The following is a 25856-nucleotide window of genomic DNA, read 5'->3' as shown; positions in this document are numbered from 1 at the left end:
TCTTTACTGGTAGTCGGACAGGGGAGGGCAGGAGCAGACCAGGTTGCGGTCACCGTAGACGTTGTCCACCCGGCCCACCGGCACCCAGTACTTCTGGCGGCGCAGCGTGGCCACCGGGTAGGCGGCGACCTCGCGGCTGTAGCCATGCGTCCACTCGGTCTTGAGCAGGCTCTCGGCAGTATGCGGCGCATTCACCAGCGGGTTGTCCTCGCGCGTCCAGACCCCATCGGCCACCTGGGCAATCTCGGCGCGGATCGCCAGCATGGCGTCGCAGAAGCGGTCCAGCTCGGCCTTGGATTCGCTTTCGGTGGGTTCCACCATCAGCGTGCCCGCCACCGGGAAGGACAGGGTGGGGGCATGGAAGCCATAGTCGATCAGGCGCTTGGCCACGTCCTCGGCGCCGACGCCAGTGGCGTCCTTCAGGGGGCGCAGGTCCAGGATGCACTCATGCGCCACGCCGCCGCCCTTCACGCCGGCGATATTGCCGCTGAAGTGGATGTCGTAGGCATCGGCCAGACGCGCGGCCACATAGTTGGCCGAGAGGATGGCCACCTCGGTGGCGGCGGTCAGGCCTTCGGCGGCCATCATGCGCACATACATCCAGCTGATCGGCAGCACCGCGGCATTGCCCAGCGGCGCGGCCGAGACGGCGCCGATGGCGGTCTCGCTCTGGTAACCGGCCGAGCGGTGCGCCGGCAGATAGGGCACCAGATCGGCCACCACGCAGACCGGGCCGACACCTGGGCCGCCACCGCCGTGCGGGATGCAGAAGGTCTTGTGCAGGTTCAGGTGGCTCACATCGCCGCCGAACTCGCCGGGCGCCGCCACGCCCACCAGGGCGTTCATATTGGCGCCGTCCACATAGACGCGGCCGCCGTGGCTCTTCACCATGGCGCAGATCTCCTTCACATGGGTGTCGAACACGCCATAGGTGGAGGGATAGGTGATCATGATGGCGGCAAGGTTGGCGGCATGCTGCTCGCACTTGGCCTTCAGGTCGACCAGGTCGATATTGCCTTCCTTGTCGCACTTGGTCACCACCACCTGCATGCCCACCATCTGGGCCGAGGCGGGGTTGGTGCCATGGGCCGACTCGGGGATCAGGCAGATCTTGCGATGCGCATCGCCGCGGGACTCGTGCCAGGCCTTGATGGCCAAGAGACCCGCGTACTCGCCCTGCGAGCCGGCATTGGGCTGCAGCGAGATGCCGGCATAGCCGGTGGCTTGGCAGAGCCAGCCGGTGAGCTGCTCGTTCAGCTGCGCATAACCCTGCAGCTGATCGTGCGGGGCGAAGGGGTGCACGCCCGCGAACTCCGGCCAGGTGATCGGGATCATCTCGCTGGTGGCGTTGAGCTTCATGGTGCAGGAGCCCAGCGGGATCATGCTGCGGTCCAGCGCCAGGTCCTTGTCGGCCAGGGCGCGCAGATAGCGCAGCATCTCGGTTTCCGAGTGGTAGCGGTTGAACACCGGGTGCGTCAGGTAGGCGCTCGTGCGCTGCAGCTCGGCCGGGATCAGGGTGGCGACGCCCTTCTCGAAGGCGGCGAGGTCCGCCGAGAGGCCGAACACCGCCAGGATGGCGGCCAGGTCGGTGCGCGTGGTGGTCTCGTCCAGCGAGACCGACACGCTCTGCGCCGAGCTGCGGCGGAAGTTCATGCCGGCGGCCACGGCCTTGGCCAGGGTGGCCTCGGTGGCGGCGCCGGTCTTGATCTCCAGCGTGTCGAAGGCGCTGCCGTTGGCCACGCGCTCGCCCAGCGCCTGGGCCAGGATGGCGGTGTAGCTGGCGACGCGCTGCGCGATGCGCTTCAGGCCTTGCGGGCCATGGTAGACCGCGTACATGCTGGCCACCACGGCCGGCAGCACCTGGGCGGTACAGATGTTCGAGGTGGCCTTCTCGCGGCGGATGTGCTGCTCGCGCGTCTGCAGCGCCAGGCGGTAGGCCGGGTTGCCATGGGCATCGACGCTCACGCCCACCAGGCGGCCGGGCAGGTTGCGCTTGTACTCGTCCTTGCAGGCCATGTAGGCGGCGTGCGGGCCGCCATTGCACATCGGCATGCCGAAGCGCTGGGTGGTGCCCACGGCGATGTCGGCGCCTTGCTCGCCGGGCGCCTTCAGGAGCGTCAGCGCCAGCAGGTCGGCGGCCACGATCAGCAGGCCGCCCTGGGCGTGCACCGCATCGGCCGTCGCCTGCAAGCCGCGCACCTCACCGCTCACGCCAGGGTATTGCACAAGCGCCGCAAAGCACTCGCTCTGGCCGGCCTCGGCGGCCGTGCCCACCTGCACGCTGAAGCCCAGCGGTTTGGCGCGGGTGCGCACCACTTCGAGGGTCTGCGGCAGCACATCGTCGGCGACGAAGATCACCGTGGACTTGCTCTTGCCCACGCGTGCGGCCAGGGTCATGGCCTCGGCGGCGGCGGTGGCCTCGTCCAGCATCGAGGAGTTGGCAATCGCCATGCCGGTCAGGTCGGTGACCATGGTCTGGAAGTTCACCAGCGCTTCCATGCGGCCCTGCGAGATCTCGGCCTGGTAGGGCGTGTAGGCGGTGTACCAGGCGGGGTTCTCGAGGATGTTGCGCAGGATCACGCCGGGGGTCAGGGTGTCGTAATAGCCCTGGCCGATATAGCTCTTCAGCACCTTGTTCTTGGCTGCCACGGCCTTCAGCTCGGCCAGCGCCTGGGCTTCGGTGGCGACACCCGGCAGCTGCATGCCCTGGCTGCGCTTGATGCTGGCGGGCACGATGGCCTCGATCAGCGCACGGCGCGAGGCCGCGCCGATCACGGACAGCATCGCTGCCTCGTCGGCCGCGTCGGGGCCGATATGGCGGGCTTGGAATTCGGCGGCGTTCTCGAGCTCACCGAGCGGCTTCAGGGCAGACATCAACATGGCGCAATCCTCAGGCGCCCGGGCTCGTGGCCAGGGCACCGGTTTTCAATACAACAACGGGCACTCCGTGCCCGCTTTCTTTCTGCTTTGCTGTGAACGGCTGGGATCAGCTGTTCTTGACCAGCTCGTCGTAGGCGGTGCCGTCCATCAGCGCGTCCAACTGGGCAGGGTTGCTCAGCTTGACCTTGAAGAACCAGCCGCTCTTGAGCGGATCGGTGTTGGCCAGCGAGGGGTCGTTGCGCAGCTCTTCGTTGACGGCGGTGATCTCGCCATCCACGGGCATGTAGACGTCGGCGGCGGCCTTCACCGACTCCACCACGCCGGCCACTTCCTTCTCGGCATAGCTCTGGCCCACATTGGGCAGGTCCACGAACACCACATCGCCCAGCGCGTCTTGCGCATGGACGGTGATGCCCACGGTGGCGGTGCCATCGGCTTCGATCTGGACCCACTCGTGGTCAGGCGTGTACTTGATGCTCATGGTGTGCTCCGAATGTCGGGAGAAAAAACCAGGTTGAAAAAAGAGATGGCGATCAGCCGCGGAAATAACGATGTGGCGCGAAGGGCGTGGGGGCCACGGTCATGGCCACGCGCTTGTCGCGCACCAGGGCGAACACCGGCGTGCCCACCGCCGTGTGGCTGCTGGGCAGATAGGCCAGGGCCACCGGGCTGCCCACCGTGGGGCCCAGCGAGCCGCTGGTGACGACGCCCAGTTCCTTGCCCTCGGCGTCCACCACCTTGGCGCCTTCGCGCACCGGCATGCGCTCCGCGCTGATCAGGCCCACGCGCTTGCGGCTGGCGCCGCCGGCGAGCTGGCCGTCGATCACCGCGGCACCGGGGTAGCCCCCGGCACGCGCGCCACCGGCGCGGCGCACCTTCTGGATCGCCCAGGTCAGCGCGCCTTCCACCGGCGTGGTTTCGGTATTGATGTCATGGCCGTACAGGCACAGGCCGGCTTCCAGGCGCAAGGTGTCGCGCGCGCCTAGGCCGATGGGCTTGACCTCGGCTTGGGCCAGCAGCTTGCGCGCCAGCGCCACCGCCTGGTCGTTGTGCACCGAGATCTCGAAGCCGTCTTCGCCGGTATAGCCCGAGCGGGTCAGGAAGGTCTCGATGCCGTCCAGATTGAAGAAGCCGCCGGTCATGAAGGTGAGCTTGGCCACCTCTGGGTTCAGGCGCGCCAACGCGGTGACGGCCTGCGGGCCCTGCAGCGCCAGCAGGGCACGTTCGGGCAGGCTGATGACCTCGCAGCGGCCGCCGATCTTGGCCTGCAGATGCGCGGTGTCCTGCTCCTTGCAGGCGGCGTTCACCACCACAAAGATGTCGTCGGGGCGGCGGCACAGCATCAGGTCGTCGAGGATGCCGCCCTGCTCATTGGTGAAGAGCGCATAGCGCTGCTTGAACACCGGCAGGTCGATCACGTCGACGGGCACGATCGTTTCCAGTGCGGCAGCGGCATCGGCACCGACCAGGCGCAGCTGGCCCATGTGGGAAACGTCGAACAGGCCGGCCGCCGTGCGCGTGTGCTTGTGCTCGGCGAGGATGCCTTCCTTGTACTGCACCGGCATGTCGTAGCCGCCAAAGGGCACCATCTTGGCGCCGAGTTCGATGTGCAGAGCGTGCAGGGGGGTGGTCTTGAGTGCGGCAGACAAGGGACTTACTCCGAGGGCATTCTGAAAGCCCACCCGGTCCTGAGACCGATGGTGGGGGATATGCCCTCGCTGTCCTTGGTACCTGAGAGATTGACCACCGGCGTATCGCCGACAGCTTGCCCCTTCGGTGGACGGGTTCAACAAAGACCCGCCTCTCTCCAGTGAGGAACGCCTGCATCGAGGCGTCTTGTCAGTCCTTTTGCCTGAGCGTTCGAAGCGTGGGATCACCAGTGCCTCTGCGCCTTCGGCGGCTTTGCGTGGAAAGCTCTCTCCTGACGGCGCGGATTGTAGCCATGGTTTTGGGGCCGGGCGAGCAAATTAAGTCTCGTCTAATGGCCGGCCTTGCCGCGCATGGAAAATCTCACTTCCCCGTAAATCCGGCAAGAGGACTTGGCATGCGACTGCTGCTGGTGGAAGACGACCCGATGATTGGCGAGCAACTGCTCGAGTTGCTGCGCGCCGAAAGCTATGCGGTCGACTGGGTGCGCGACGGCGAGCTGGCCGACGCGGCCCTGCAGGCGCAGAACTACGACCTGGTGCTCTTGGACCTGGGCCTGCCCAAGCGCGATGGCATGAGCGTGCTGCGCGCGCTGCGCGCGCGCAAGCAGGTCATGCCGGTGCTGATCGCCACCGCCCGCGACGCGCTCGAGCAGCGCATTGCCGGGCTGGACGCCGGCGCCGACGACTATGTGCTCAAGCCCTTTGAGCTGCACGAGCTGCTGGCGCGCATCCGCGCGCTGCTGCGCCGTGCCAGCGGCCGCGCCGAGCCGGTCTACGAACACCGCGGCGTGAGCATCAACCCCGCCACCCGCGAGGTGGTGGCCGAAGGCCGGCAGGTCACGCTGTCGGCGCGCGAATGGGCGGTGCTGGAGCCGCTGCTGGCGCGGCCGGGCATGGTGCTGTCGCGCCAGCAACTGGAGGAAAAGCTCTACAGCTGGAAGGACGAGATCAGCAGCAATGCGGTGGAGGTCTATATCCACGGCCTGCGCAAGAAGCTGGGTGCGGCGCTGATCCAGAACGTGCGCGGCGTGGGCTACCGGGTGCCCAAGGAATGATGCTGTTTCCCCGCTCCCTGCGCTACCGCCTGATCGCCTTCCTGCTGTTGGCCTTCTCGCTCTCGGCCCTGGTGCAGGGCGGCAGCGCCTACCGCACCGCGCTGCAGGAGGCCGACGAGATCTTCGACTACCACATGCAGCAGATGGCCTTCTCCCTGCAGGGCAGCGTCGGCAGCGGCACGGTGAGCCTGCCGCTGGGCGACCAGAAGAGCTACGACTTCATGGTGCAGGTCTGGGGCTTGGACGGCGTGCCGATGTTCCGCTCGCCCGGTGAGGCGCTCTTGCCACAGCGCGCGGTACTGGGCTTCTCGAACCTGGACGCCAATGGCAAGCATTTCCGCGTGTTCTCGCTGCAGACCCGCTACCAGGTGGTGCAGGTGGCGCAGGACCTGGCGGTGCGCCAGCGCATGGCCGGGCAACTGGCCTTTCGCACCATCGCGCCCATCGCCCTGATGCTGCCGCTGCTGGCCCTGGTGGTGTGGTGGGTGGTGAGCCAATCGCTGGAGCCGGTGGCCAAGGTGCGCGACCAGCTGGCCGCGCGCGCGGTCGACGATCTCTCGCCGGTGGCCAGCGAGGAGCTGCCCGCCGAGGTCAAGCCACTGGTGGATGAGCTGAACTCCCTGCTGGGCCGGGTGCGCCAGGCCTTCGAGGCGCAGCAGCACTTCATCGCCGATGCGGCGCACGAGCTGCGCTCGCCGCTGGCGGCGCTCAAGCTGCAGCTGCAATCGCTGCAGCGCGCGCCCGATGCACCCGGCCAGGCACTGGCGATCGGGCGCCTGGCCAGCGGCATCGAGCGCGCCAGCCATCTGATCGAACAGCTGATGGCGCTGGCGCGCGAGCAGGCGCCGGGCGAGGCCCAGCAGCTGGCGCAGCCGCTGGCGCTGGACCAGCTCTGCAAGGATGCGGTGGTGGACATCAGCGATGCCGCCGCGGCGCGCCAGATCGACCTGGGGCTGACGCGCTGCGATGCTGCCCAGGTGCAGGGTGAGCCCCAGGCGCTGCGCATGCTGCTGCGCAATCTGCTGGACAACGCCGTCAAGTACAGCCCCGAAGGCGGGCGCGTGGACGTGAGCCTGCTGGCCACGCCCGACGAGGCCCTGCTGGTGGTGGAGGACAGCGGCCCCGGCATTGCGGTGGCCGAGCGCGAACGCGTGTTCGACCGCTTCTACCGCAGCGCCGACGCGCAGCAGGCCAGCGGCAGCGGCCTGGGCCTGGCCATCGTGAAGGCGATCGCAGAGCGCCATGGGGCCAGGCTCACGCTGGGCGAGGCCGCCACGCTGGGTGGCTTGCGCGTCGAACTGCGCCTGCCGCGCATTAAGTGAGGTCTAAGTCTCAAAGAGCAAAGTTCGGCCATCGCGTCAACTCACTCTCAGGAGGCTTCCTCATGAACACCAAGCAAGTCAGCGAAACCATGGTTCCGGCCAAGCGCCTCGTGTGGGCGCTGGTGACCGCCGGGGTGCTGGGCGCCGCCGGCGGTGCCGCAGCGATGCGCGGCGCGGTGGCGATCAAGACCTCGGCCACCGCCGAAGCCGCGACGCCTGCCAGCGAGCTGCTGGCCAGCGCCGCGCCCAGCGCGCAAGGGCCGGCCCCGGTGGCAACACCTGGCCCCGCCGGCTTTCCCGACTTTGCCCAGATCGCCGCGCGCCAGGGCGCCGCGGTGGTGAACATCAGCGTCACCGGCAGCGTCAAGACCTCGATGCGGCGCGGCCAGCAGCCGCAGCTGGACCCGAACGATCCCTTCTACGAATTCTTCCGCCGCTTCGGCGTGCCCGGCATGCCGGGTGGCCCGGAAGGTCGCGAGATGCCGACGCGCGGCCAGGGCTCGGGCTTCATCGTCAGCGACGACGGCGTGATCCTCACCAACGCCCATGTGGTGCGCGATGCCAGCGAGGTCACCGTCAAGCTCACCGATCGCCGCGAGTTCCGCGCCAAGGTGCTGGGTGCCGATCCCAAGACCGATGTGGCGGTGATCAAGATTGAGGCCAAGGGCCTGCCCACCGTGCAGCTCGGCTCCACCAAGGATCTGCGCGTGGGCGAATGGGTGCTGGCGATCGGCTCGCCCTATGGCTTCGAGAACAGCGTCAGCGCCGGCGTGGTGAGCGCCAAGGGCCGCGCGCTGCCGCAGGAGAACTTCGTGCCCTTCCTGCAGACCGACGTGGCCATCAATCCCGGCAACTCGGGCGGCCCGCTCTTCAATGCGCGCGGCGAGGTGGTGGGCATCAACTCGCAGATCTACAGCCAGAGCGGCGGCTACCAGGGCCTGTCCTTTGCGATCCCGATCGAGCTCGCGAACCGGGTGCGCCAGCAGATCCAGAACGGCGGCAAGGCCCAGCATGCGCGCCTGGGCGTGACCATCCAGGACGTGAACCAGAGCTTTGCTGATTCCTTCAAGCTGGAGCGCCCCGAGGGCGCGCTGGTGGCGAGCGTGGAGGAGGGCGGGCCCGCCGCCAAGGCCGGCCTGCGTCCGGGCGATGTGATCCTGAAGTTCAAGGGCCAGGCGATCGTCGCCAGCACCGACCTGCCCACCCTGCTGGGCCTGGCCACGCCGGGCGAGAGCGCCAAGCTGGAGATCTGGCGCCAGGGCAAGCGCGAGGAAATCAGCGCCAAGCTCGGCGATGCCAACGACAAGGGCGCGCAAGTGGCCAGCAGCGACGATAACGCCGGCCCGGCCCAGGGCAAGCTGGGGCTGGCGCTGCGCCCGCTGCAGCCCGAGGAAAAGCGCGAGTCCGGCTTGCGCGAGGGCCTGGTGGTGGAGGATGCCGGCGGCCCCGCCGCACAGGCCGGCGTGCGCCCCGGCGATGTGCTGCTGGCGGTGAATGGCACGCCGGTCAGCAGCATCGAGCAAGTGCGCTCGGTGGTGGCCGGCGCGGAGAAGTCGGTGGCCCTGCTGGTGCAGCGCGGCAAGGAGAAGATCTTCGTGCCGGTGCGCCTGGGCTGAGCGGCCCGGTCGGCCTTGTTGACGGTTCATCCCGCGGTCGCTGCGCTTCGTCGCCCGCGGCTTTGATCTGGGCATGGCGCAGGGGCATGCTGCGCTCCTCAAAAACCACCGAGGAGCCCGCCCGTGCTCGACACCCGCCGCCATGTCCGTCCCATCAGCAGCCAGGCCCTGCTCGGCAGCCTGTTCCTCGCCGGCCTGATCTCGCCGGCCAGCGCCCAGACCCTGCCCGATGGGCCCAGCATCGCCGCCTACGCCGAGCAACTGCTCGATGAGCAGAAGCTTGGCCGCGACGGCCCGGGCGTGGCGATTCTGGTCGCACGCGGCGAGCACGTGCTGTATCGCGGTGCGCGCGGCATGGCCAGCCTGGAGCTGGGCGTGCCGCTCTCGCCCGACCAGGCCTTTCGCATCGGTTCGGTGACCAAGCAGTTCGCCGCCGCCGCGCTCCTGAAGCTGATCGACGAGGGGCGCGCCCGGCTCGACGATCCGCTTGCCAAATACCTGCCCGCCTACCCGCAGGGCGACAAGATCAGCCTGCTGCAGCTGCTCAACCACACCTCGGGCATCAAGAGCTACACCGGCATCCCGGGCTATATGGCCAACCCGGTGCGGCGCGAGCTGAGCACCGCGCAGCTGATCGACGAGTTCAAGAACCAGCCGGCGGACTTCGCGCCCGGCCAGGGCTGGCTCTACAACAACTCGGGCTATGTGCTGGTGGGCGCCGTCATCGAGGCGATCACCGGCAAGCCCTGGCATCAGTACATCAACGAGGCCATGCTGTCGCCGAACCAGCTGGCGCGCACCGGCTATCCCGGCGAGACGCGCGTCATCAAGGGCATGGCCAGCGGCTATGGCGCCGATCTGGCCCAGGGCGTGATTGTGGACAACATGATCAGCATGACCCAGCCGCATGCGGCCGGCGCCTTTGTCTCCACCGTCGACGAGCTCTGGCGCTGGAACCGGCTGCTGCATGGCGGCAAGCTGCTGTCGCCCGCCAGCTACGCGCGCATGGTGACGCCAGAGGGCAAGGCCAGCGCGGCCAACTACGGTTTCGGCATCGCCAGCCAGACGCTGCGCGGCCAGACCCTCTACCAGCATGGCGGCGGCATCAACGGCTTCGTCTCCTCGCTCGCCTACCTGCCGCAGACCCAGACCAGCGTGGTGCTGCTGCGCAACTCGACCGGCCCGGGGCTCAATCTGGACCTGCTGTCGCGCAAGCTCGGCGCCTTCGCGACCGGCCACAAATACGCGGAGCTGCTGCCCATCGCGATGTCGGCCGCGCAGCTCAAGGCCTTCGAAGGCGTCTATGCGCTCGACGACAAGCAGACGCGCATGCTGGCCGTGCAGGACGGCCGCCTGATGTCCACGCGCGGTGGCGGCCGGCCGGTGGCGCTGCTGCCGGTCGGGCCCGACGAGTTTGCCTTCGAGATGAGCGTGGCGCGCTTCAAGGCCCAGCGCGATGGCGCCGGCAAGGTCGTCGCGCTGACGCTCTACCAGGATGGCGAGGGCGCGGCCGAGGACTGGAAGCGCAGTGGCGACCTGCCCGTCGTGACGACGATCGCGCTCTCACCCGAACAGCAGCAGGCCTTGATCGGCGAGTACCAGTCGCCGCAGTTCCAGATCAAGGTGTTCAGGGACGAGCAGGGCGTGCTGCGCGGCCAGGCGCCTGGCCAGCCGGCCTTCGAACTCAAGGCCACGACGCCGCTGAACCTCTACGTCGCCCAGGTCGACGCCAAGCTCGACTTCGTGCTCAGCGAGGGCCGCGCCAGCCAGCTGACCCTGCTGCAGGGGCCCAACAAGCTGGTGATGCAGCGCCGCTGACGTTCAATCGCCATCATGCCCATGCGACACCATCTCGGTGTCGATGGGCGTGTGCACGCCGGCGCCTTCGAAGAAGAAGGGCTTGCGCGCCTTGCTGCGCAGGCCCACCTCGTTCATCGAGGGCAGCGCGTACAGGCGCCCGTTCAGCATCACATTGCTGATCTTGTCGCTGTTGCGGATATTGCCCAGCACATCGCCGTCGATGATCACCAGGTCGGCCAGCTTGCCGGCCTCGAGCGAGCCGATGTCCTTGTCCAGCCCCAGGTAGCGGGCCGGATTCAGGGTGGCGCTGCGGATCGCTTCCAGCGAGCTCATGCCGCCCAGGCCGAACATCCACATCTCCCAATGCGCGCCCAGGCCCTCGCGCTGGCCATGGGCGCCGATATTGGTGCGCACGCCGGCGCGCTCCAGCTCGGTGGCGGTCTTGGCCACCTGGATGATGTTGAAGTCTTCCAGCGGTGCGGTGAGGCGGCGCACGCTGCGCGGCTCCAGCACCGAGCGCGGCACGAACTGCGAAAGAATCGGGTGCTTCCACACCTCGGTGGTGGCGTACCAGTAATGCTCGCCATCCAGGCCGCCGTAGCCGACGTTGAGCGTCGGCGTGTAGCCCACCTGGGTCTGGCTCCAGAGCTGCTTCACATCGTCGTAGACCTTGGCCACCGGCAAGGCATGCTCCACACCGGTGTGGCCGTCTACCACCTGGGTCATATTGAGCTGGAATAGCGAGCCGCCCTCGGGCACCACCATCATGTCGGTCTGACGCGCCGCTTCGAGGATCTGCTGGCGCTGGTCGCGGCGCGGCTGGTTGTAGCTCTTCACGCTCATCGCGCCGCCGGCCTTGAGGCGCTTGAGGTGGGTGAGGGCGTCGTCGAGGTTGTTGACGATGGCCGTCACATCCGCCTTGGCGCCATAGAGGATGGTGCCGGTGGAGTAGATGCGCGGCGCCACCACATGGCCGGCGCGCTGCATCTCCGATTGCGTGTAGATGTCGCTGGTGCGGTTGGAGGGGTCGTGGATGGTGGTGAGGCCGAAGGCCAGCGAGGCGTAGTTGACCCAGCTCTGCTGCGGAATGATCTGGCTCTCGCCCATGCCGCCATGCCAATGCGCGTCGATCAGGCCGGGGATCACAGTCTTGCCCTTGGCATCGATGGCGAGCGCATCGGCCGGCACCTGCACCTCGCCGCGCTTGCCGATCGCGGCGATGCGGTTGCCGTCCACCAGGATCACGCCGTCTTCAATGACCTCGTCGCCCTTCATCGTGACGATGCGCGCGCCGCTGATGGCGAGCCTGCCGCGCGGCTTGTCGGCGGCCTGCTTGAAGCCGATCTTGATGCCGGTCTCCGAGGGCTTGCCGTCCACCACCGGCACATTGAAGAGCTCGTCGCCCAGGGTGTAGCGCAGGGTCTGGCTGTCGCCCGACCAATGCAGGTATTCGCCGGCGTTCACGTCCAGCTGCTTGACCGGCAGGGCCTCGGCCTTGGGGCCGACGCTGATCGACTTGCCGGTCAGCGGCAGCGGCATCACATAGGCGTGGAAGCGCTCGGCGAAGCCCAGCCAGCGGCCGTCGGGCGAGACCGCGTATTCGCTCGCGAACTCGCTCTTGGCGATTTCGGTCTCCTGCCGGTCCGCCAGGCTCACGCGCACCAGCTTGTGCGCCGAGTCGACCTCATTGGCGAAGCCGTGGCGGGTCAGATAGAGGGCCTCGCTGCCGGCGCCGAACTGCGGCGCATCGCCGTCCTTGCTGATGCGCTCGGCCTTGCCACGGCCGTCGCTGGCGGTGATGAACACGCCCGTCTCCAGGCCATGCCAGGGCGTCGTGAGGAAGCCGCCGCGCGCCTTCACATAGGCCACCTGCTTGCCGTCGGGTGAGAAGCGCGGCTGCAGGTATTTGCCGGGTTCCTTGGTGATGAGGGTCTCGCGGCCGCTGGCCAGGTCCAGCTTGCGCACGCTGCCCAGCTTCTCGTCGCTCCAGGTCGTGAACACGACTTCGCGGCCATCGCGCGAGAAGCTCGGGAAGGATTCGAAATGCTCGCCCTGCTGCGTCAGACGCTTTGGCGTACCGTTAGGCAGCTCCTTCAGATACAGATAGCCCAAGGCGGAATACACCGCACGTTTCCCGTCGGGCGAGACGTTGACCCAGCGCAGCTGGTGCACATCGAACTGGTCGGGCGCCACCTCATGCGCCACGCGCAGCGCCGGGCGCACCTCGCGGCTGTCCTTCACATGGAAGGCAATGGGGGCGGCGCTCTGCTTGAAGGGGTCGACCCGCCACAGCCCGCCCTTGGCCCAGACGACGATCTGCTTGGCGTCGGGGGTCCAGGCAAAGCCGGGATAGACGCCCTGCACCGACCAGGACTCCTGCATGTCGCGCTCGAGCTCACCCCAGGCCGGGAATTCGCGGCCGCTCTGCAGATCCTTCAGGAACAGCGTGGACTGGTTGCGCACCCGCCGCACGAAGGCGAGGTACTTGCCATCCGGCGAGGGCGTGGGGCGGACCGCGCCGCCCGGGCCGGTGACGAAGGGCTCGCTGCTGCCGTCGACGAGGTCCTGCCGCACGATGCGGAAGATCTCCTTGTTGGAGTCCTTGTTGTACTCGAAGCTGCGGCCGGGCGTGGCGTCGTTCGAGTAGTAGAGGTATTTGCCATCGGGCGACAGCGCGGGCTCGCCGAGGTCCTTCTGCCAGTTGGGTTTCTCGTTGAGCTGCACACCCTTGCCGCCGTCCAGGCTGAACAGCCAGATCTCGCCCGAGCCCAGCGAGCGCGTGCCGGTGTAATGCTTGCGTGCGGCGATGTAGCGGCCATTGGGGTGCCACACCGGGTTGTTCATCAGCCGGTAGTCTTCCTTGCTGATGGCGCGCGCGCCGCTGCCGTCCACATTCATGACCCAGATGTTGTCGCCACCGCCGGCGTCGGACACATAGGCCAGCTGCTTGCCGTCGGGCGAGAAACGCGCCTGCATCTCCCAGGCGATGCTGTGGGTCAGGGCCTTGGCCTCACCGCCTTCGATGGGCAGCAGATAGAGCTCGCCCAGCAGGTCGAACACCAGCTGCTTGCCGTCGGGGCTCACGTCCACGCTCATCCAGGTGCCACTGCGGGCATCGATCTGCACCGTGCGCGCCTCGCCGGGCGGCTTGTTGACGTCCCAGGCCGGGGCCTTGGTTTCACCCGGACCGGCGGCCAGGGCAGCGGTGGAAACTAGGGCCGCCTGGAGCAGCGCTGTGCTGAGGAGTCGGAATGTGTGTGACATGGCGGCGCAGCTTAGCGACGCGTCAAGCCCGTCACCAGGGGACTTGCCCCGTTTTGAGTCGCTAGGCGAACGGCCGTGCCTGGTTACCATCGGGCCCCACCGAACCTGGGCCCGAATGGCCCGCAGACCATGACTTTCGACAGCAGCATCCAGTGGGTCGGCGCCCTCTTGTTCGCACTCGCCCTGGTGCACACCTTCTCGACCAAGTTCTTCGAGCACCTCGCCCACAGCCGGCCGCGCCATGCAGGCATCTGGCATCTGCTGGGCGAGGTGGAGGTGGTGTTCGGCTTCTGGGCCATGGTGCTGATGCTGTGCCTGTTTGCGCTGGCAGGCCGCAGCCAGGCCCTGCAATACATCGACACGCGCAACTTCACCGAGCCCATGTTCGTGTTCGCCATCATGGTGATAGCCGGCACGCGGCCGGTGCTGCAGCTGGCCGGCGCGCTGGTGCGCGGCCTGGCCGGCCTGGTGCCGCGCGCCGGGCAGGGCGCCTGCACCTACTTTCTGGTGCTGGCCCTGGTGCCTCTGCTGGGCTCCTTCATCACCGAGCCTGCGGCGATGACGCTGGCGGCGCTGATGCTGCGCGATCGCCTGTTCGCTCATGAGGTGAGCACGCGGCTGCGCTACGCCACGGTCGGCGTGCTGTTCGTCAACATCTCCATCGGTGGTGCGCTCACGCCGTTTGCGGCGCCGCCCGTGCTGATGGTGGCCGGCCCCTGGGGCTGGGACCTCCACTTCATGCTGAGCCATTTCGGCGGCAAGGCCGCGCTGGCGGTGCTGCTCAATGCCGGCCTGGCGGCACTGTGCTTTCGCACCGAGTTGGCGGTGATGGCGCAAGCGCCCAGGACGGCCGAAGCGGCGCGCGTGCCCCTTGCCATCATGCTGGTGCACCTGCTGTTCCTGGCCGGTGTGGTGGTGTTTGCCCACCATCCCGCCTTGTTCATGGGCCTGCTGCTGTTCTTCCTCGGTTTTGCCACCGCCTACCAGCGCCACCAGGATGCGCTGATCCTGAAGGAGGCGCTGCTGGTGGCCTTCTTCCTGGCCGGCCTGGTGGTGCTGGGCGGCCTGCAGCAATGGTGGTTGCAGCCGCTGCTGATGGGCATGGACGCCACCGCGGTGTTCTTCGGCGCCACCGCGCTGACGGCCATCACCGACAACGCCGCGCTCACCTATCTGGGCTCGCTGGTGCCCGGCTTGAGCCAGGAGTTCAAGATCGCGCTGGTGTCCGGCGCCATCTGCGGTGGCGGTCTGACGGTGATCGCCAACGCGCCGAATCCCGCCGGTGTGGCGATATTGCGCGGCAGCTTTGCCGATGAGAGCATTCATCCGCTAGGCTTGCTGGCGGCCGCCCTGCTGCCGACGGCGGTGGCCTTGTTGTCGTTTGCCTTGCTCTAACGAAACCGCTGGAGGTTTGCATGTCCTACAAAACCCACCTTGCGATGCTGCTGTGCGCCTGCTTCGGTCTGCATGCGCAGGCCCAGGAAGGCAGTTACACGACCAGGTCGCTGACGCCTGAGACCGCCCTGCAGGCGGCACGCGCGGCGCTGGAATCCTGCCGCAAGCAGGGCTTCCAAGTGGCGGTGGCGGTGGTCGATCGATCCGGCATCACCCAGGTGCTGCTGCGCGACCGCTATGCCGGGCCGCACACGGTCGACGTGGCCGGCAGCAAGGCCTGGACGGCGCTGAGCTTTCGCACCGCCAGCAGCGCGCTGGCGCAGGAGACCCAGCCCGGCCGCCCCATGAGCGGCCTGCGCAACCAGCCGCGCTTCATCGCCGCGGGCGGTGGCCTGCCGATTGAGGGCGGCGGCAGCCTGCTGGGCGGCATCGGCGTGTCCGGCGCACCGGGCGGCGAGCAGGACGAGGGCTGTGCGCGCGCGGGGCTGAAGGCCGTAGCCGACCTGATCGAGTTCTGAATCAATCGCGCAACAGCGCCATCAGCTCCTCGTCCTCGATCTGCGGGAATTGGCGATAGAACTGCCCCACGGCTTCGAAGCCGTACGGGGTTTGCAGGCACACCACCTCGTCGGCCAGCGGCGCGACCTTCTCGATCGCGCTGGCCGGCGCCACCGGCACCGCACAGATCAGCCGCGCCGGCTGGCGCTGCCGCAGCCCATGCAGGGCCGCCACCATGGTGGCCCCGGTGGCAAGGCCGTCGTCCACCACGATGACGATGCGCCCGGCCGGATCGACAGGCGCGCGCAACGGTGTGTAGGCGGCGCGGCGGCGCCGGATGGTTTCCAGTTGATGGCGCTTCTCGGCCTCGATATAGGCCGCATCGGCGCCCGCCGAGGCCGCGTAAGGCGCCAGGTAGGTCCAGCCGCTCTCATCCACCGAACCGATCGCCAGTTCGGGCTGCCAAGGTGCCCGCAGCTTGCGCACCAGCACCAGGTCCAGCTCGCCTTGCAGCCGCTCTGCGAGTAGCTTGGCCATCGGCACGGCGCCGCGCGGTATCGCCAGCACCAGCGGACGCTGGCCGCGATACCCCAGCAGGCGTTCGGCCAAGCGGTGCGCCGCGTCCTCGCGGTCGGCGAAGATCAGGGGGCGCTCGGGCGGCGGTGCGAGGCTCGGTGTGCTCATCGCTGGATCCGGGATTTGGTGCCATGCTCGATCAACATGGCCACCGTCGACTTGAGCCTGCGCAATCACCCGCGCCCGCGCGTCGCCTAGGCTTGCTGGCAGGCCCCCTCATCGTTGCGGGCCGCTGGAGTGAATCATGAGTCTGGCCAAGCTGTGTCACCGGCGTGTTGTGACGATTCATGCGGATGCAAGCCTGCGCGACGCCGCGCTCGCGATGCGCGATCAACATGTCGGCGCCCTGGTGGTGACGCAAGTGTCCGCCGGCCGCGAGCAGGTGCTGGGCCTGATCACCGACCGCGACCTGGTCGTCGACGGCATGGCGCGCGATCGCGACCACCGGCAGACCCTGGTCGCTCAGCTCGCCAGCGCGCCCGTGCACGCGGTGCCCGTCAGCGCCAGCCTGTCCGAGGCGATCGAGCGCATGCGCGACGCCGGTGTGCGGCGCCTGTTGGTGAGCGACGCCGAGGGGGTACTGATCGGCCTGGTGTCGGCCGATGATCTCTGGGACAGCCTGGCCGCGCAGGCCAGCGGGCTGGCGTCCGCGCAGCGCCAAGGGCTGGCGCACGAGGCCGCCGCGCCAGCGCGGCCGGCCGCGCCGCGCCCGGTGTTCCTGGCCCATGGCACGCCCGGCATGCAGCAGCCGGTGCATGCATAGCAAGGCCATCAGGCCTCGAACAGGCGCGGATCGCGCAGCCTTTGCGCCAGCTCGTCAAGGGGCAGGGCGGTGAGGTCGCTCGCGTGTGCGAGCTGCACATGCCGGGCCACCTGGGGGCTCAGGCGCGCCCTGAGTTCGCCCAGGAAGGGGTTAGATGCGAACAGCCACAGGCTGTCGTAGCGGCCCTCCGCCAGGCCCTGGGCGAGCCGCTCGGCCAGCTCGTCGGCAAACTGCTGGTGCTGCTTGCGGCGGGCGTCGGTGCGCGGCTCGTAGCGGCTGCCGGCGCTGCTGTGGTCGGAGGCCTCATGGCCGGGCCGGTCGCTGCCCAGTTCGCTGCCCTTCAGCCGGCTTTCCGGGTGATTGTGTTCGGCCAGCACCTCCAGCGGCTGCGCCGGCGAGGCGCGGCCATACAGGCGCGCCGTGGCGGCGTTGGCAATCAGGATCCATTGCTTCTTCATGTCCGGCTCCTTGCAGCACTTGGCGGCTGCCCTGCCACGAATCTAGTGCCGCGGTGGCGTGCGGCATTGCGCCGGCTCAACGGCCGCCGAGCCCGCCTGGCTACGCTGGGGCGGCATAGACAGCTGGAGCACATCATGTTGAAGCTATTGATACCCGTCGATGGATCCGAGCATTCACAGCATGCCATCGAGGCGGTGGCCAAGCTGGCAAAGGCCCAGGCGCAGCTGGAGCTGATCCTGCTGCATGTGGCCAGCCCGCCGGCCTTCTATGGCGAGCTGACGCCCGCCGGCTTCGAGGAGCTGGACAGCGCGGTGCGCGCCAACCAGGCGCGCGTGCTGGAAACCGCCGCCCGCATGGCCAAGGACTGCGGTCTGAACGTGATCGCCAGCAAGGGCGTGACCGGCATGGTGGCGCCCGAGATCGTGCGCGCGGCGAGCGAAGCCGGGGTGGACCAGATCGTCATGGGCACACGCGGCATGGGTGCGCTGGGCGGGGTGCTGCTGGGTTCGGTGGCACAACGGGTGGTGCACATGGCCAGCGTGCCGGTGCTGCTGGTGAAGTAGCGTCATCGGCATCATGAAGCCCAAGCAACCACGCCAGGCAAGCCAGCCACGGAGCGCCGCCCACGTCGAACAGCGCGAGGACGAGCTGATCCTGGACCGGCCCGATGGCTATTACTGGCAGGCCGAGCCGGACGGTCCGGCCTTCGGCCCCTTCGAGAGCTATGAGCTGGCGCGCGCCGACCGTCACGCCGGCGAGGAAAGCCTGGCGCCCGGCGAGACCCTGCCCGAGGTCGAGGACGAGATCGGCATGGCCGCCTGGATCGATCCCGAGACCGGGGCGCCGGCCGAAGGCCAGTCGCCCCCGCATCTGTCCGAACCCTGAGCGCGGGCCTGCCGCTCAGGCGCCGGCCACCACGCTGGCCCAGTTGGCACGGCCGATGGCCGGGATCAGCAGCGGCTCGCCCCGGGCCGCCGGCGTGGCCGGGGTGTCGCGCAGCTCGCGGGCCATGCCGCTGCGGATGATGCGCACCAGGCTCACCAGCTCGGCCGAGTAGGCTTCGATCAGGTCGTCCAGCGAGAGCAGGCCCAGCAACTGGTCGCTGCTGCCCTTCACCAGCAGGCGGCGCACGCCGCTGTGCGCCATGGCCTGCATGGCGTCGCCGAGCTCGGCGTGCTCGGCAACTAGCACCAGGGTGGTGTGGGCCAGTTCGCCGACCCGCAGATCCTCGCCCTTGGCCTCGCGCGCCAGCGCGTCTAGCACCAGGTCGCGGTCGGTGACGATGCCGTAGACATGCCGGCCCTGCGCTTCGCCGCTGGTGACCACCAGGGCGCCCACATGGTGCTGGCGCATCAGGCGCGCGGCCTCACCCAGCGAACCCTGCGCGTCAATGCTGACGACCTGCCGTTTGCACATGGTTCCAACTTGCATAGCTCGCTCCATTGGCAGCTGACGCCACGGCGTCCACATGCGGAGTGTGCGCAGCGCCGGCGGCCAGGCGTTGAGTCGGCTCAACAGCTAGCCGAGCGGGCCGGGGCCGGTATCGGCGTCGTCCAGCTGGTGCTCGATGCCGTAGCGCACCAGGGCGGCCAGATTCGGCAGCCGCAGCTTTTCGAGGATATGCGTCTTGTGGCTGCTGACCGTCTTGATGGAAAGGTGCAGCGCGTCGGCGATGTCGATCAGGCGCTGGCCGCCCACCAGGCGCCGCAGCACCTCGAGTTCGCGGTTGCTGAGCTGCTCGTGGCTGGGCGCGGGGAGGGCGCCGCTGAGCTGCTGGATCACGCGTTCTGCCAGGCTGGCCGAGGCGTAGCTGCCGCCCGCGGCCAGCTTGCTGACGGCGCGGACCAGCTCGGCCGAGGCGCTGTCCTTGGTGAGGTAGCCCTGGGCGCCGGCCTTGAAGGCGCGCAAGGCGTACTGCTCCTCGGCATGCATGCTCAGCATCAGCACGCGCGTGGCCGGAAACTCGGCCCGCACCCGGGCGATCAGCTCCAGGCCGCTCATGCCCGGCATGGAGAGGTCGGCGATCATGACGTCAGCGGCATGCCGGCCCAGGCTGGCCAGCGCCTCGTGGCCGGAGCTCGCCTCGTCCACCGTCCAGCGCGCGTCGCAGGCCTGCAGGATGTGCCGGAGGCCCTCGCGCACCATGGCATGGTCGTCGACCAGCAGCAGCCGCAGCGGCATGGCAAGCGGGGCATCGAAGGCGCGCGTCATGCTGGCTCTCCCGTGCGCTGCGGGTCGGCTGGCTGGCCCAGCGGCAGCAAGACCCGCACGCGCGCGCCGCCCGCGGGCCCCTGGTCCAGCAGCAGACTGCCGCCCAGCAGGGCCGCGCGTTCGCTCATGCCCAGCAGGCCAAAGGCATCATCGCGGTTCGGCAGGGGGCTGGGAAAGCCGCAGCCGTCATCCTGCACCGTCAGCTGCAGCTGCTGGCCGACATGGTGCAGGGCGATCCAGACCCGCCGCGCCCGCGCGTGCTTGCCGACATTGCTGAGCGCCTCCTGCACCATGCGGTAAAGCGCGGTGGCCATGCGGTGATCGGCCGGGGGCTCGCTGTCGTCAAGTTCCACGCTCACATCCAGCCCGAGCCGGTGCCCCGACTCGCGCGCCAGCCATTCGATCGCGGCGTTCAGGCCCAGGTCGTCGAGCATCAGCGGCCGCAGGTCCGCGGCAATCCTGCGCATCGCCGCAACGACGCCATCCAGGGTCTGCAACATGGCTTGCAACTGCTTCTGGCTGGCGCGCCCGTGCAGTTCGTCGCTCAAGCCCATCAAGCCCATTTTCAGGGCCGAGAGGCGCTGGCCCATTTCGTCGTGCAGCTCGCGCGAGATGCGGCGGCGTTCCTCCTCGCGCGCATCGATCAGGCTGCCCGAGAAACGCCGCAGCGCCAACGCCAAGCCATCCCGCTCTGTGGATTCCTGTTCCATCATCAACCCCAGCGCCCGACTCGTCGTGTGCAGGGCGCAGCAGCTTGGAAATTGCACCCAAGGCCGCTGAGTGGATTTGACCTGGCGCAAGCGCATCGGGTTTGCGAAGGCCAGGGCGCACATGCGGCTAGGAATACTCCGAACCCGGCTCGGAATGCGCGCACGCCAGGCCGCGCCTTGCGCCGATGGCGTCGGCCCGGCCGATCGCCGATGCTTGCTGCAGGCCCTCAAAGTCTTGCGGGAACGCGGGAGTTCTCATGTACGCCACGGCATCCGGATCCGACTTGATGCGCGCTTACGCGCCGCAGCGAACCGCCAGGGACGCGCCGCTGCCTCACAGCCTGTCCGATCTGCTGAGGCTGCTCGGCGCGACTTGGCAGGTGGGCGCCAGCAGCGACGGCTTCCCCCTCGCGCTGCGTCAGCTGCGCGCCGACGCGGCGCTGTTCCACGAGGGCGCGGGCGTGGAGTGCATCTACTTCGTGCAAAGCGGTGCCTTCAAGCGCGTGCGCACCGCCGAGGATGGCTACGAGCAGGTGCTGGGCTTTGCCTTGCGCGGCGACTTGCTGGGCTTTGATGCGATCTGCCTGGGCCGGCATCCCACCGCGGCCATCGCGCTGGAGGACGCACGCGTGTTCGCCCTGCAGGTGCAGGATCTGGCAGGCTTGGCCGCGTCGCTACCGGCCTTCGAGCCGCTGCTGCAAAAGGCCACCAGCCTGGAGCTGCAGCGCCAGGGCGAGGTGCTGCAGCTGATGGCGGCGGTGGCGGCCGAGGTCCGGCTGGCGCGCTTCCTGCTGCAGCTGTCGGCGCGCATGCAGCTGATGGGTCAGTCGGCGCGGCGCTTGTACCTGCGCATGTGCCGGCGCGATATCGCCAGCCATCTCGGCGTTGCCCACGAGACCGTCAGCCGCTCGTTCACGCTGCTGGCGGATTGGGGCTGCCTGCGCGTGGACAACCGCGAGGTGGAAATCCTGGACATGGGCTTGCTGCGGCAGCTGGCGTCGAGCACGCGCGGCAACTTGGACCTGCAGGCGGAGCGACTGGCTGGCCATGCTTGAGCTTGTCGATGCCCGTCTGCGCGAATTGCCGGGCCGCCTGGCCTTGGAATGGCCCGGCGGCAGCGCCGGTGCGGCTGCCGCCGCGGTGCGGCTCAAGCTGCATGACCCGCGCGTGCTGTTGAGTCTGGCGCGGGGCCAGATCGGCCAGCTGGCCGACGCCTATGTGCGCGGCAGCCTCGACATCGAGGGGCGGCTGCAGGACGTGATGAGCGTGGCGGCCGAGCTTGCCGGCGATCCGGTGCGGCAGGGGCGGCGTGCCCTGAGCCCCGGCTGGCTGCATGGCCTACGTTCGCGCCTGCGCCATCGGCCACCGCGCGACGCGGCCTCGGTGCGCTCGCACTATGACCTCTGCGACGAATTCTTCGCGCTCTGGCTCGATCCCCGGCGCGTCTATTCCTGCGCCTACTACGGCGCCCCCGGCATGAGTCTGGCCGAGGCCCAGGAGGCCAAGCTGGCCCATGTCTGCGCCAAGCTGCAGCTGCAGCCCGGCATGCGCCTGCTGGACGTCGGCGCCGGCTGGGGTGGCTTGCTGATGTGGGCCGCCGAACACCATGGGGTGAGCGCGCTGGGCATCACCCTTTCCGAGCACCAGCATGCCTATGTAAATCGCCTGATTGACGCGCGCGGGCTGCGCGGCCGGGTCGAGATGCGCCTGATGGACTACCGCGCGCTGCCCGACTCGGAGCGCTTTGACCGCATCGCTTCGATCGGCATGTTCGAGCATGTCGGCCATGGCCAGTTGCGCAGGTATTTCGCCAAGCTGGCGGCGCTGCTGCGGCCCGGCGGCCTGGTACTCAACCACGGCATCACCGCCGGTGGCATCGACAACCGGCAGCTCGGCGCCGGCATCGGCGACTACATCGAGAACCACATCTTCCCGGGCGGCGAGCTGAGCCATGTCTCGCATGTCTGTGCCAGCCTGGCACGCGGCGGTCTTGAGTTGCTGGACGCGGAGAACCTGCGCCCGCATTACGCGCGTACGCTGTGGGCCTGGTCGGACGCGCTGGAAGCGCGGCTGGCGCAGGCGCGCGCGCTCACCGACGAGGCGAGGGTGCGCGCCTACCGCATGTACCTGGCCGGCTCGGCCATGAGCTTCGAGCTGGGCTGGCTGTCGCTCTACCAGCTGCTGGCCGCCAGGCCGGATGGCCGGCTCGAGGGCCGCGGCATGCGCGGTGCCCAGTGCGACTATCCCTTCACGCGCGCCCATCTCTGCGCGGGCGGGCGCTGATGGACGCGCATGCCAAGCGGCGCCTGCGGCCCTGGTGCAGCATGTGCCAGCAGGCGCCGGGCGAGCCGCTGCGGGCGCTGTGGCACGAGCAACTGCCGCAGCCGCGTGCCGGCCAGCTGCGTATCGAGGTGTCCTGCTGCGGTATCTGCCGCACCGATCTGCATCTGGTGGACGGCGAGCTGGCGTTTCCGGATCACGCGCTGGTGCCCGGCCATGAGATCGTCGGCCGGGTCGCGGCGCTGGGCGAGGGGGTGAGCGGCTTTGTGCTTGGCCAGCGCGTCGGTGTGCCCTGGCTGGGCTGGACCTGCGGGCACTGCGAGGCCTGCCTGGCCGGGCGCGAGAACCTCTGCGCCGCCGCCCGCTTCACCGGCTGGCAGATCGAGGGCGGCTATGCCCAGTATGCGCTGGCCGATGCGCGCTATGTGTTTGCGCTGCCCGAGCGCTACAGCGATCTGGAGGCGGCGCCGCTGCTGTGCGCCGGGCTGATCGGTTGGCGCGCCTACGCGGCGGCCGGGCCGGACGCGCGGCGCATCGGCTTGTACGGTTTTGGCGCGGCGGCCCATTTGCTGGCGCAGCTGGCGGTGCAGCAGGGGCGCGAGGTCTGGGCCTTCACGCGCCCCGGCGACCTGGCGGCCCAGGCGCTGGCGCGCGAGCTGGCCGTGCATTGGGCCGGCGGCAGCGACGCGGCGCCGGCGCAAGCGCTGGATGCGGCGCTGCTGTTCGCGCCCGACGGGGCGCTGGTGCCGCGGGCGCTGCGGGCGCTGCGCCCGGGCGGCACGGTGGTGTGCGCGGGCATCCACATGAGCGACATCCCCGGCTTCCCTTATGCCTGGCTGTGGGGCGAGCGCCGCATCGTCTCGGTGGCGAATCTGACACGGCGCGATGGCGAGGAATTCCTGCGCCTGGCGCAGACCTTGCCGCTGCAGGTGCGCGTCACCGCCTACCCACTGGCGCAGGCCAACGAGGCGCTCGCCGACCTGCGCAGCGGGCGCCTGGTGGGCGCCGCGGTGCTGCAGTGCGGCTGATCCGGTTCAGCTGAGCTCGAAGCCGCCGGCCGGCGCCCGCGGCTCGCCCAGCGCGGCCCGGATGGCGTCGTCGACGGTGTCCAGGGGCACGATCTGCAGGGCGGCGCGCTCGGCCTCGGAAAGCTCGCGCAGGTCCTTCAGATTGCGCGCCGGCAGCAGCACCGTCTTGAGCCCGGCGCGCTGTGCCGCCAGCAGTTTTTCCTTGATGCCGCCCACCGGCAGCACCAGGCCGCGCAGGCTGATCTCGCCGGTCATCGCCAGATCATGGCGCACCGGACGGTGCGTGAACAGCGAGGCCAGCGCGATGAACATCGCCACGCCGGCGCTGGGCCCATCCTTGGGAATCGCGCCGGCCGGCACATGCACATGCACATCGATGCCCTCGAATTGCACCGCCGGAATGTGCAGCGCCTGGGCCTGCGCCTTCAGCAGCGTCAACGCCGCCTGGGCGCTTTCCTTCATGACCTCGCCGAGCTGGCCGGTGAGGATCAGGCGGCCGCTGCCGGCCGCGCGGGTGGCCTCGATGAAGAGGATGTCGCCACCCACCGGTGTCCAGGCCAGACCCGTGGCCACGCCGGTGACGCTGCTGCGCAGCGCCTGCTCGCGCTCGTACTTGGCCGGGCCCAGGATGGCGTCGAGATCGGCGGCGTCGATCGCCACCGCCGCGGTCTGGCCCTCGGCGACGCGCAGGGCCACATGGCGCAGGCAGCGCCCGATCTCGCGCTCCAGCTGGCGCACGCCGGCTTCGCGCGTGTAGTCGGCCACCAGGGCGCGCAGCGCCGCCTCGCTGAGCGCGCATTGCGCGGCGCTCAGGCCGTTGAGTTCGCGCTGGCGTGGCAGCAGGTATTTGGTGGCGATGCTGAGCTTTTCCTCCTGCGTGTAGCCGGGCAGGTCGATCACCTCCATGCGGTCGCGCACCGGCGGCGGGATCTGGTCCAGCACATTGGCGGTGGCGAGGAAGACCACGCGGCTGAGGTCGAAGGGCACGCCCAGGTAGTTGTCGCGGAAGCTGTTGTTCTGCTCGGGGTCCAGCACCTCCAGCAGGGCGGCGGAGGGGTCGCCATGGGCGCTGGCGCTGAGCTTGTCGACCTCGTCCAGCATCATCACGCAGTCGCGCGCGCCGGCGCGCTTGAGGCCCTGGATGATGTTGCCGGGCAGGGCGCCGATATAGGTGCGGCGATGGCCGCGGATCTCGGCCTCGTCGTGCACGCCGCCCAGCGAGACGCGCACAAAGGGCCGCTGCAGCGCGCGTGCGATGCTCTGGCCCAGCGAGGTCTTGCCCACGCCCGGCGGCCCCACGAAGCAGAGGATGGGCGCACGCCCCTGCGGGCTGAGCTTGCGCACGGCAAGGAATTCGACGATGCGTTGCTTCACCCGCGCCAGGCCATGGTGCTCGGCTTCCAGGGTGTGGCGCGCCGCCGCCAGGTCGATGGGGGTGTCGGCAGGCAGCGCCCAGGGCAGCTCGACCATCCAGTCCAGGTAGCTGCGCAGCATCGAGTACTCGCTGGACGACTCGGGCATCTGGCGCAGGCGCTGCAACTCCTTGCGGGCGTGCGCCTCGGTGTCGGCCGGCATGCCGGCCTTGGCGATGGCCTCCTCCAGCCGGCCGACTTCCTCGTCCACCGCATCGGTCTCGCCCAGCTCCTGCTGGATGGTGCGCAGCTGCTCGCGCAACAGGTAGCGGCGCTGGCGGTCGTCGATCTGTTCCTTGGTGCGTTCGCCAATTTCCCTGGACAGGCGCAGCACCTCGATGCGGTGCGAGAGCAGCTTGAGCAGCTTGGCGATGCGCTCCTGGCAGGAGGGCAGCTCCAGCAGGGCCTGCTTTTCCGCCACCTCGGCGTCGATCACGCTGGCGGTGATGTCGGCCAGCTCGGCCGCGCCGCGCGTGGCCTGCAGCGCATGCACCAGTTCGGCCGGCACGCTGGGCAAGAGCGCCAGCAACTCCATGGTGCGCTCGCGCAGCTGTATCGCCAGGGCCTCGGACTCGGAGCTGCGCTCGTCGCATTCCTCCAGCGGCTCGATGCGGGCGCAGAGGAAGGGATGCTCGCCCTCGGCCGGGCCGAGGATGCGAAAACGCTGCATGCCGCGGCACACCGCATGGTGCTGGTCGGACTGTGCGCTCACGTGATGCACCACGGTCGCCAGGGTGCCGACGGCGCACAGCGCATCGAGGCCTGGATCGTCGTCGCTGGCATTCTTCTGCAGCACCAGGCCCAGCGGCAGCCCCCCGGCCATGGCCTGCTGCAAGGCCGCCACCGACTTGCTGCGGCCCACCGTGATGGGCGACATGACGTGCGGAAACAGCACCAGGTTGCGCATCGGCAGCAAGGCGACCAGGGTGGGCGAGGGC

General features: G+C 69.1%; 22 protein-coding genes and 2 riboswitches. Of the genes, 12 read left to right on the top strand and 10 right to left on the bottom strand.

Going from position 1 to position 25856, the window contains the following annotated elements:
• Positions 1–3: 3 nt before the first annotated feature.
• The 3 genes from gcvP to gcvT form a co-directional block, all read right to left on the bottom strand.
• Positions 4–2880 carry an aminomethyl-transferring glycine dehydrogenase gene (gene gcvP, locus AC3WQY_RS15160; RefSeq protein ID WP_492709496.1) on the bottom strand — a complete coding sequence of 959 codons (2877 nt, stop codon included), beginning with the start codon at positions 2878–2880 and terminating at the stop codon, positions 4–6.
• A gap of 106 nt (positions 2881–2986) precedes the next feature.
• Positions 2987–3361, bottom strand: a complete 375-nt coding sequence (gene gcvH / locus AC3WQY_RS15155) for a glycine cleavage system protein GcvH (RefSeq protein ID WP_492709495.1) — start codon at positions 3359–3361, stop codon at positions 2987–2989.
• A 52-nt stretch (positions 3362–3413) separates the two neighbouring features.
• Complete coding sequence (gcvT, locus tag AC3WQY_RS15150) at positions 3414–4529, bottom strand: glycine cleavage system aminomethyltransferase GcvT (protein ID WP_492709494.1); 1116 nt, start codon at positions 4527–4529, stop codon at positions 3414–3416.
• 59 nt (positions 4530–4588) lie between these two features.
• Positions 4589–4701, bottom strand: a riboswitch (glycine riboswitch).
• Positions 4702–4710: 9 nt separating this feature from the next.
• Positions 4711–4814: riboswitch (glycine riboswitch) on the bottom strand.
• A gap of 110 nt (positions 4815–4924) precedes the next feature.
• On the opposite strand from gcvT, the gene AC3WQY_RS15145 reads away from it, so the two are divergent.
• From AC3WQY_RS15145 to AC3WQY_RS15130, 4 genes are all read left to right on the top strand, one after another.
• Positions 4925–5584 carry a response regulator gene (locus AC3WQY_RS15145; protein ID WP_285232221.1) on the top strand — a complete coding sequence of 220 codons (660 nt, stop codon included), beginning with the start codon at positions 4925–4927 and terminating at the stop codon, positions 5582–5584.
• Positions 5581–6906, top strand: coding sequence for an ATP-binding protein (locus AC3WQY_RS15140; RefSeq protein ID WP_492709493.1), 1326 nt, complete (start codon positions 5581–5583; stop codon positions 6904–6906). The genes AC3WQY_RS15145 and AC3WQY_RS15140 overlap by 4 nt, the downstream gene beginning before the upstream one ends.
• Positions 6907–6968: 62 nt before the next feature.
• On the top strand, positions 6969–8522 hold the full coding sequence (locus AC3WQY_RS15135; protein ID WP_492709492.1) for a DegQ family serine endoprotease: 1554 nt from the start codon (positions 6969–6971) through the stop codon (positions 8520–8522).
• Positions 8523–8645: 123 nt separating this feature from the next.
• Complete coding sequence (locus AC3WQY_RS15130; protein WP_492709491.1) at positions 8646–10340, top strand: serine hydrolase domain-containing protein; 1695 nt, start codon at positions 8646–8648, stop codon at positions 10338–10340.
• Positions 10341–10343: 3 nt separating this feature from the next.
• Here AC3WQY_RS15130 and AC3WQY_RS15125 read toward each other — a convergent pair whose 3' ends face one another.
• Complete coding sequence (locus AC3WQY_RS15125; protein WP_492709490.1) at positions 10344–13586, bottom strand: amidohydrolase family protein; 3243 nt, start codon at positions 13584–13586, stop codon at positions 10344–10346.
• A gap of 129 nt (positions 13587–13715) precedes the next feature.
• Between AC3WQY_RS15125 and AC3WQY_RS15120 the strand changes: the two genes are divergently transcribed.
• Together AC3WQY_RS15120 and AC3WQY_RS15115 are read left to right on the top strand one after the other, a co-directional pair.
• The gene (locus tag AC3WQY_RS15120) at positions 13716–14981 is read left to right on the top strand and encodes a putative Na+/H+ antiporter (protein ID WP_492709489.1); all 1266 of its coding nucleotides are present in this window, start codon (positions 13716–13718) and stop codon (positions 14979–14981) included.
• A gap of 20 nt (positions 14982–15001) precedes the next feature.
• Positions 15002–15499 (top strand): GlcG/HbpS family heme-binding protein, encoded by a 498-nt coding sequence (locus AC3WQY_RS15115; RefSeq protein WP_492709488.1) that lies wholly within the window; start codon positions 15002–15004, stop codon positions 15497–15499.
• 1 nt (position 15500) lies between these two features.
• Here the strand turns inward: AC3WQY_RS15115 and AC3WQY_RS15110 are convergent, their stop codons facing one another.
• Complete coding sequence (locus tag AC3WQY_RS15110) at positions 15501–16163, bottom strand: phosphoribosyltransferase (RefSeq protein WP_492709487.1); 663 nt, start codon at positions 16161–16163, stop codon at positions 15501–15503.
• Between the two features lie 136 nt (positions 16164–16299).
• Here AC3WQY_RS15110 and AC3WQY_RS15105 point away from each other — a divergent pair, with 136 nt between their 5' ends.
• Positions 16300–16818: a CBS domain-containing protein gene (locus AC3WQY_RS15105; RefSeq protein ID WP_492709486.1), complete on the top strand. Its 519-nt coding sequence runs from the start codon at positions 16300–16302 to the stop codon at positions 16816–16818.
• Positions 16819–16826: 8 nt separating this feature from the next.
• On the opposite strand, the gene AC3WQY_RS15100 is transcribed toward AC3WQY_RS15105, so the two are convergent.
• Complete coding sequence (locus AC3WQY_RS15100) at positions 16827–17276, bottom strand: host attachment protein (protein ID WP_492709485.1); 450 nt, start codon at positions 17274–17276, stop codon at positions 16827–16829.
• Positions 17277–17411: 135 nt separating this feature from the next.
• On the opposite strand from AC3WQY_RS15100, the gene AC3WQY_RS15095 reads away from it, so the two are divergent.
• A complete protein-coding gene (locus tag AC3WQY_RS15095; RefSeq protein ID WP_492709484.1) occupies positions 17412–17840 on the top strand; it encodes a universal stress protein in 429 nt (142 codons plus the stop codon).
• A gap of 13 nt (positions 17841–17853) precedes the next feature.
• A complete protein-coding gene (locus tag AC3WQY_RS15090; protein ID WP_492709483.1) occupies positions 17854–18162 on the top strand; it encodes a hypothetical protein in 309 nt (102 codons plus the stop codon).
• A gap of 15 nt (positions 18163–18177) precedes the next feature.
• On the opposite strand, the gene AC3WQY_RS15085 is transcribed toward AC3WQY_RS15090, so the two are convergent.
• The 3 genes from AC3WQY_RS15085 to AC3WQY_RS15075 all read right to left on the bottom strand — a co-directional run bounded on the left by AC3WQY_RS15085 (position 18178) and on the right by AC3WQY_RS15075 (position 20168).
• Positions 18178–18708: a CBS domain-containing protein gene (locus tag AC3WQY_RS15085; protein WP_492709482.1), complete on the bottom strand. Its 531-nt coding sequence runs from the start codon at positions 18706–18708 to the stop codon at positions 18178–18180.
• Between the two features lie 87 nt (positions 18709–18795).
• Positions 18796–19488, bottom strand: a complete 693-nt coding sequence (locus AC3WQY_RS15080; RefSeq protein WP_492709481.1) for a response regulator — start codon at positions 19486–19488, stop codon at positions 18796–18798.
• The gene (locus AC3WQY_RS15075) at positions 19485–20168 is read right to left on the bottom strand and encodes a sensor histidine kinase (RefSeq protein ID WP_492709479.1); all 684 of its coding nucleotides are present in this window, start codon (positions 20166–20168) and stop codon (positions 19485–19487) included. The genes AC3WQY_RS15080 and AC3WQY_RS15075 overlap by 4 nt, the downstream gene beginning before the upstream one ends.
• Before the next feature lie 317 nt (positions 20169–20485).
• Here AC3WQY_RS15075 and AC3WQY_RS15070 point away from each other — a divergent pair, with 317 nt between their 5' ends.
• From AC3WQY_RS15070 to AC3WQY_RS15060, 3 genes are read left to right on the top strand one after another with little or no spacing between them, the layout of a single operon-like run.
• Positions 20486–21253, top strand: coding sequence for a Crp/Fnr family transcriptional regulator (locus AC3WQY_RS15070; protein WP_492709535.1), 768 nt, complete (start codon positions 20486–20488; stop codon positions 21251–21253).
• On the top strand, positions 21246–22481 hold the full coding sequence (locus AC3WQY_RS15065; protein WP_492709477.1) for a class I SAM-dependent methyltransferase: 1236 nt from the start codon (positions 21246–21248) through the stop codon (positions 22479–22481). The genes AC3WQY_RS15070 and AC3WQY_RS15065 overlap by 8 nt, the downstream gene beginning before the upstream one ends.
• A gap of 41 nt (positions 22482–22522) precedes the next feature.
• The gene (locus AC3WQY_RS15060) at positions 22523–23506 is read left to right on the top strand and encodes a zinc-binding alcohol dehydrogenase family protein (RefSeq protein ID WP_492709534.1); all 984 of its coding nucleotides are present in this window, start codon (positions 22523–22525) and stop codon (positions 23504–23506) included.
• 6 nt (positions 23507–23512) lie between these two features.
• On the opposite strand, the gene lon is transcribed toward AC3WQY_RS15060, so the two are convergent.
• Entirely contained in the window at positions 23513–25843 is a 2331-nt protein-coding gene (lon, locus tag AC3WQY_RS15055) for an endopeptidase La (protein ID WP_492709533.1), read from the bottom strand.
• Positions 25844–25856 lie beyond the last annotated feature (13 nt).

Source organism: Roseateles sp. FW301-B2, assembly GCF_058788955.1.
This window is presented reverse-complemented; position numbering and strand designations above follow the sequence as displayed.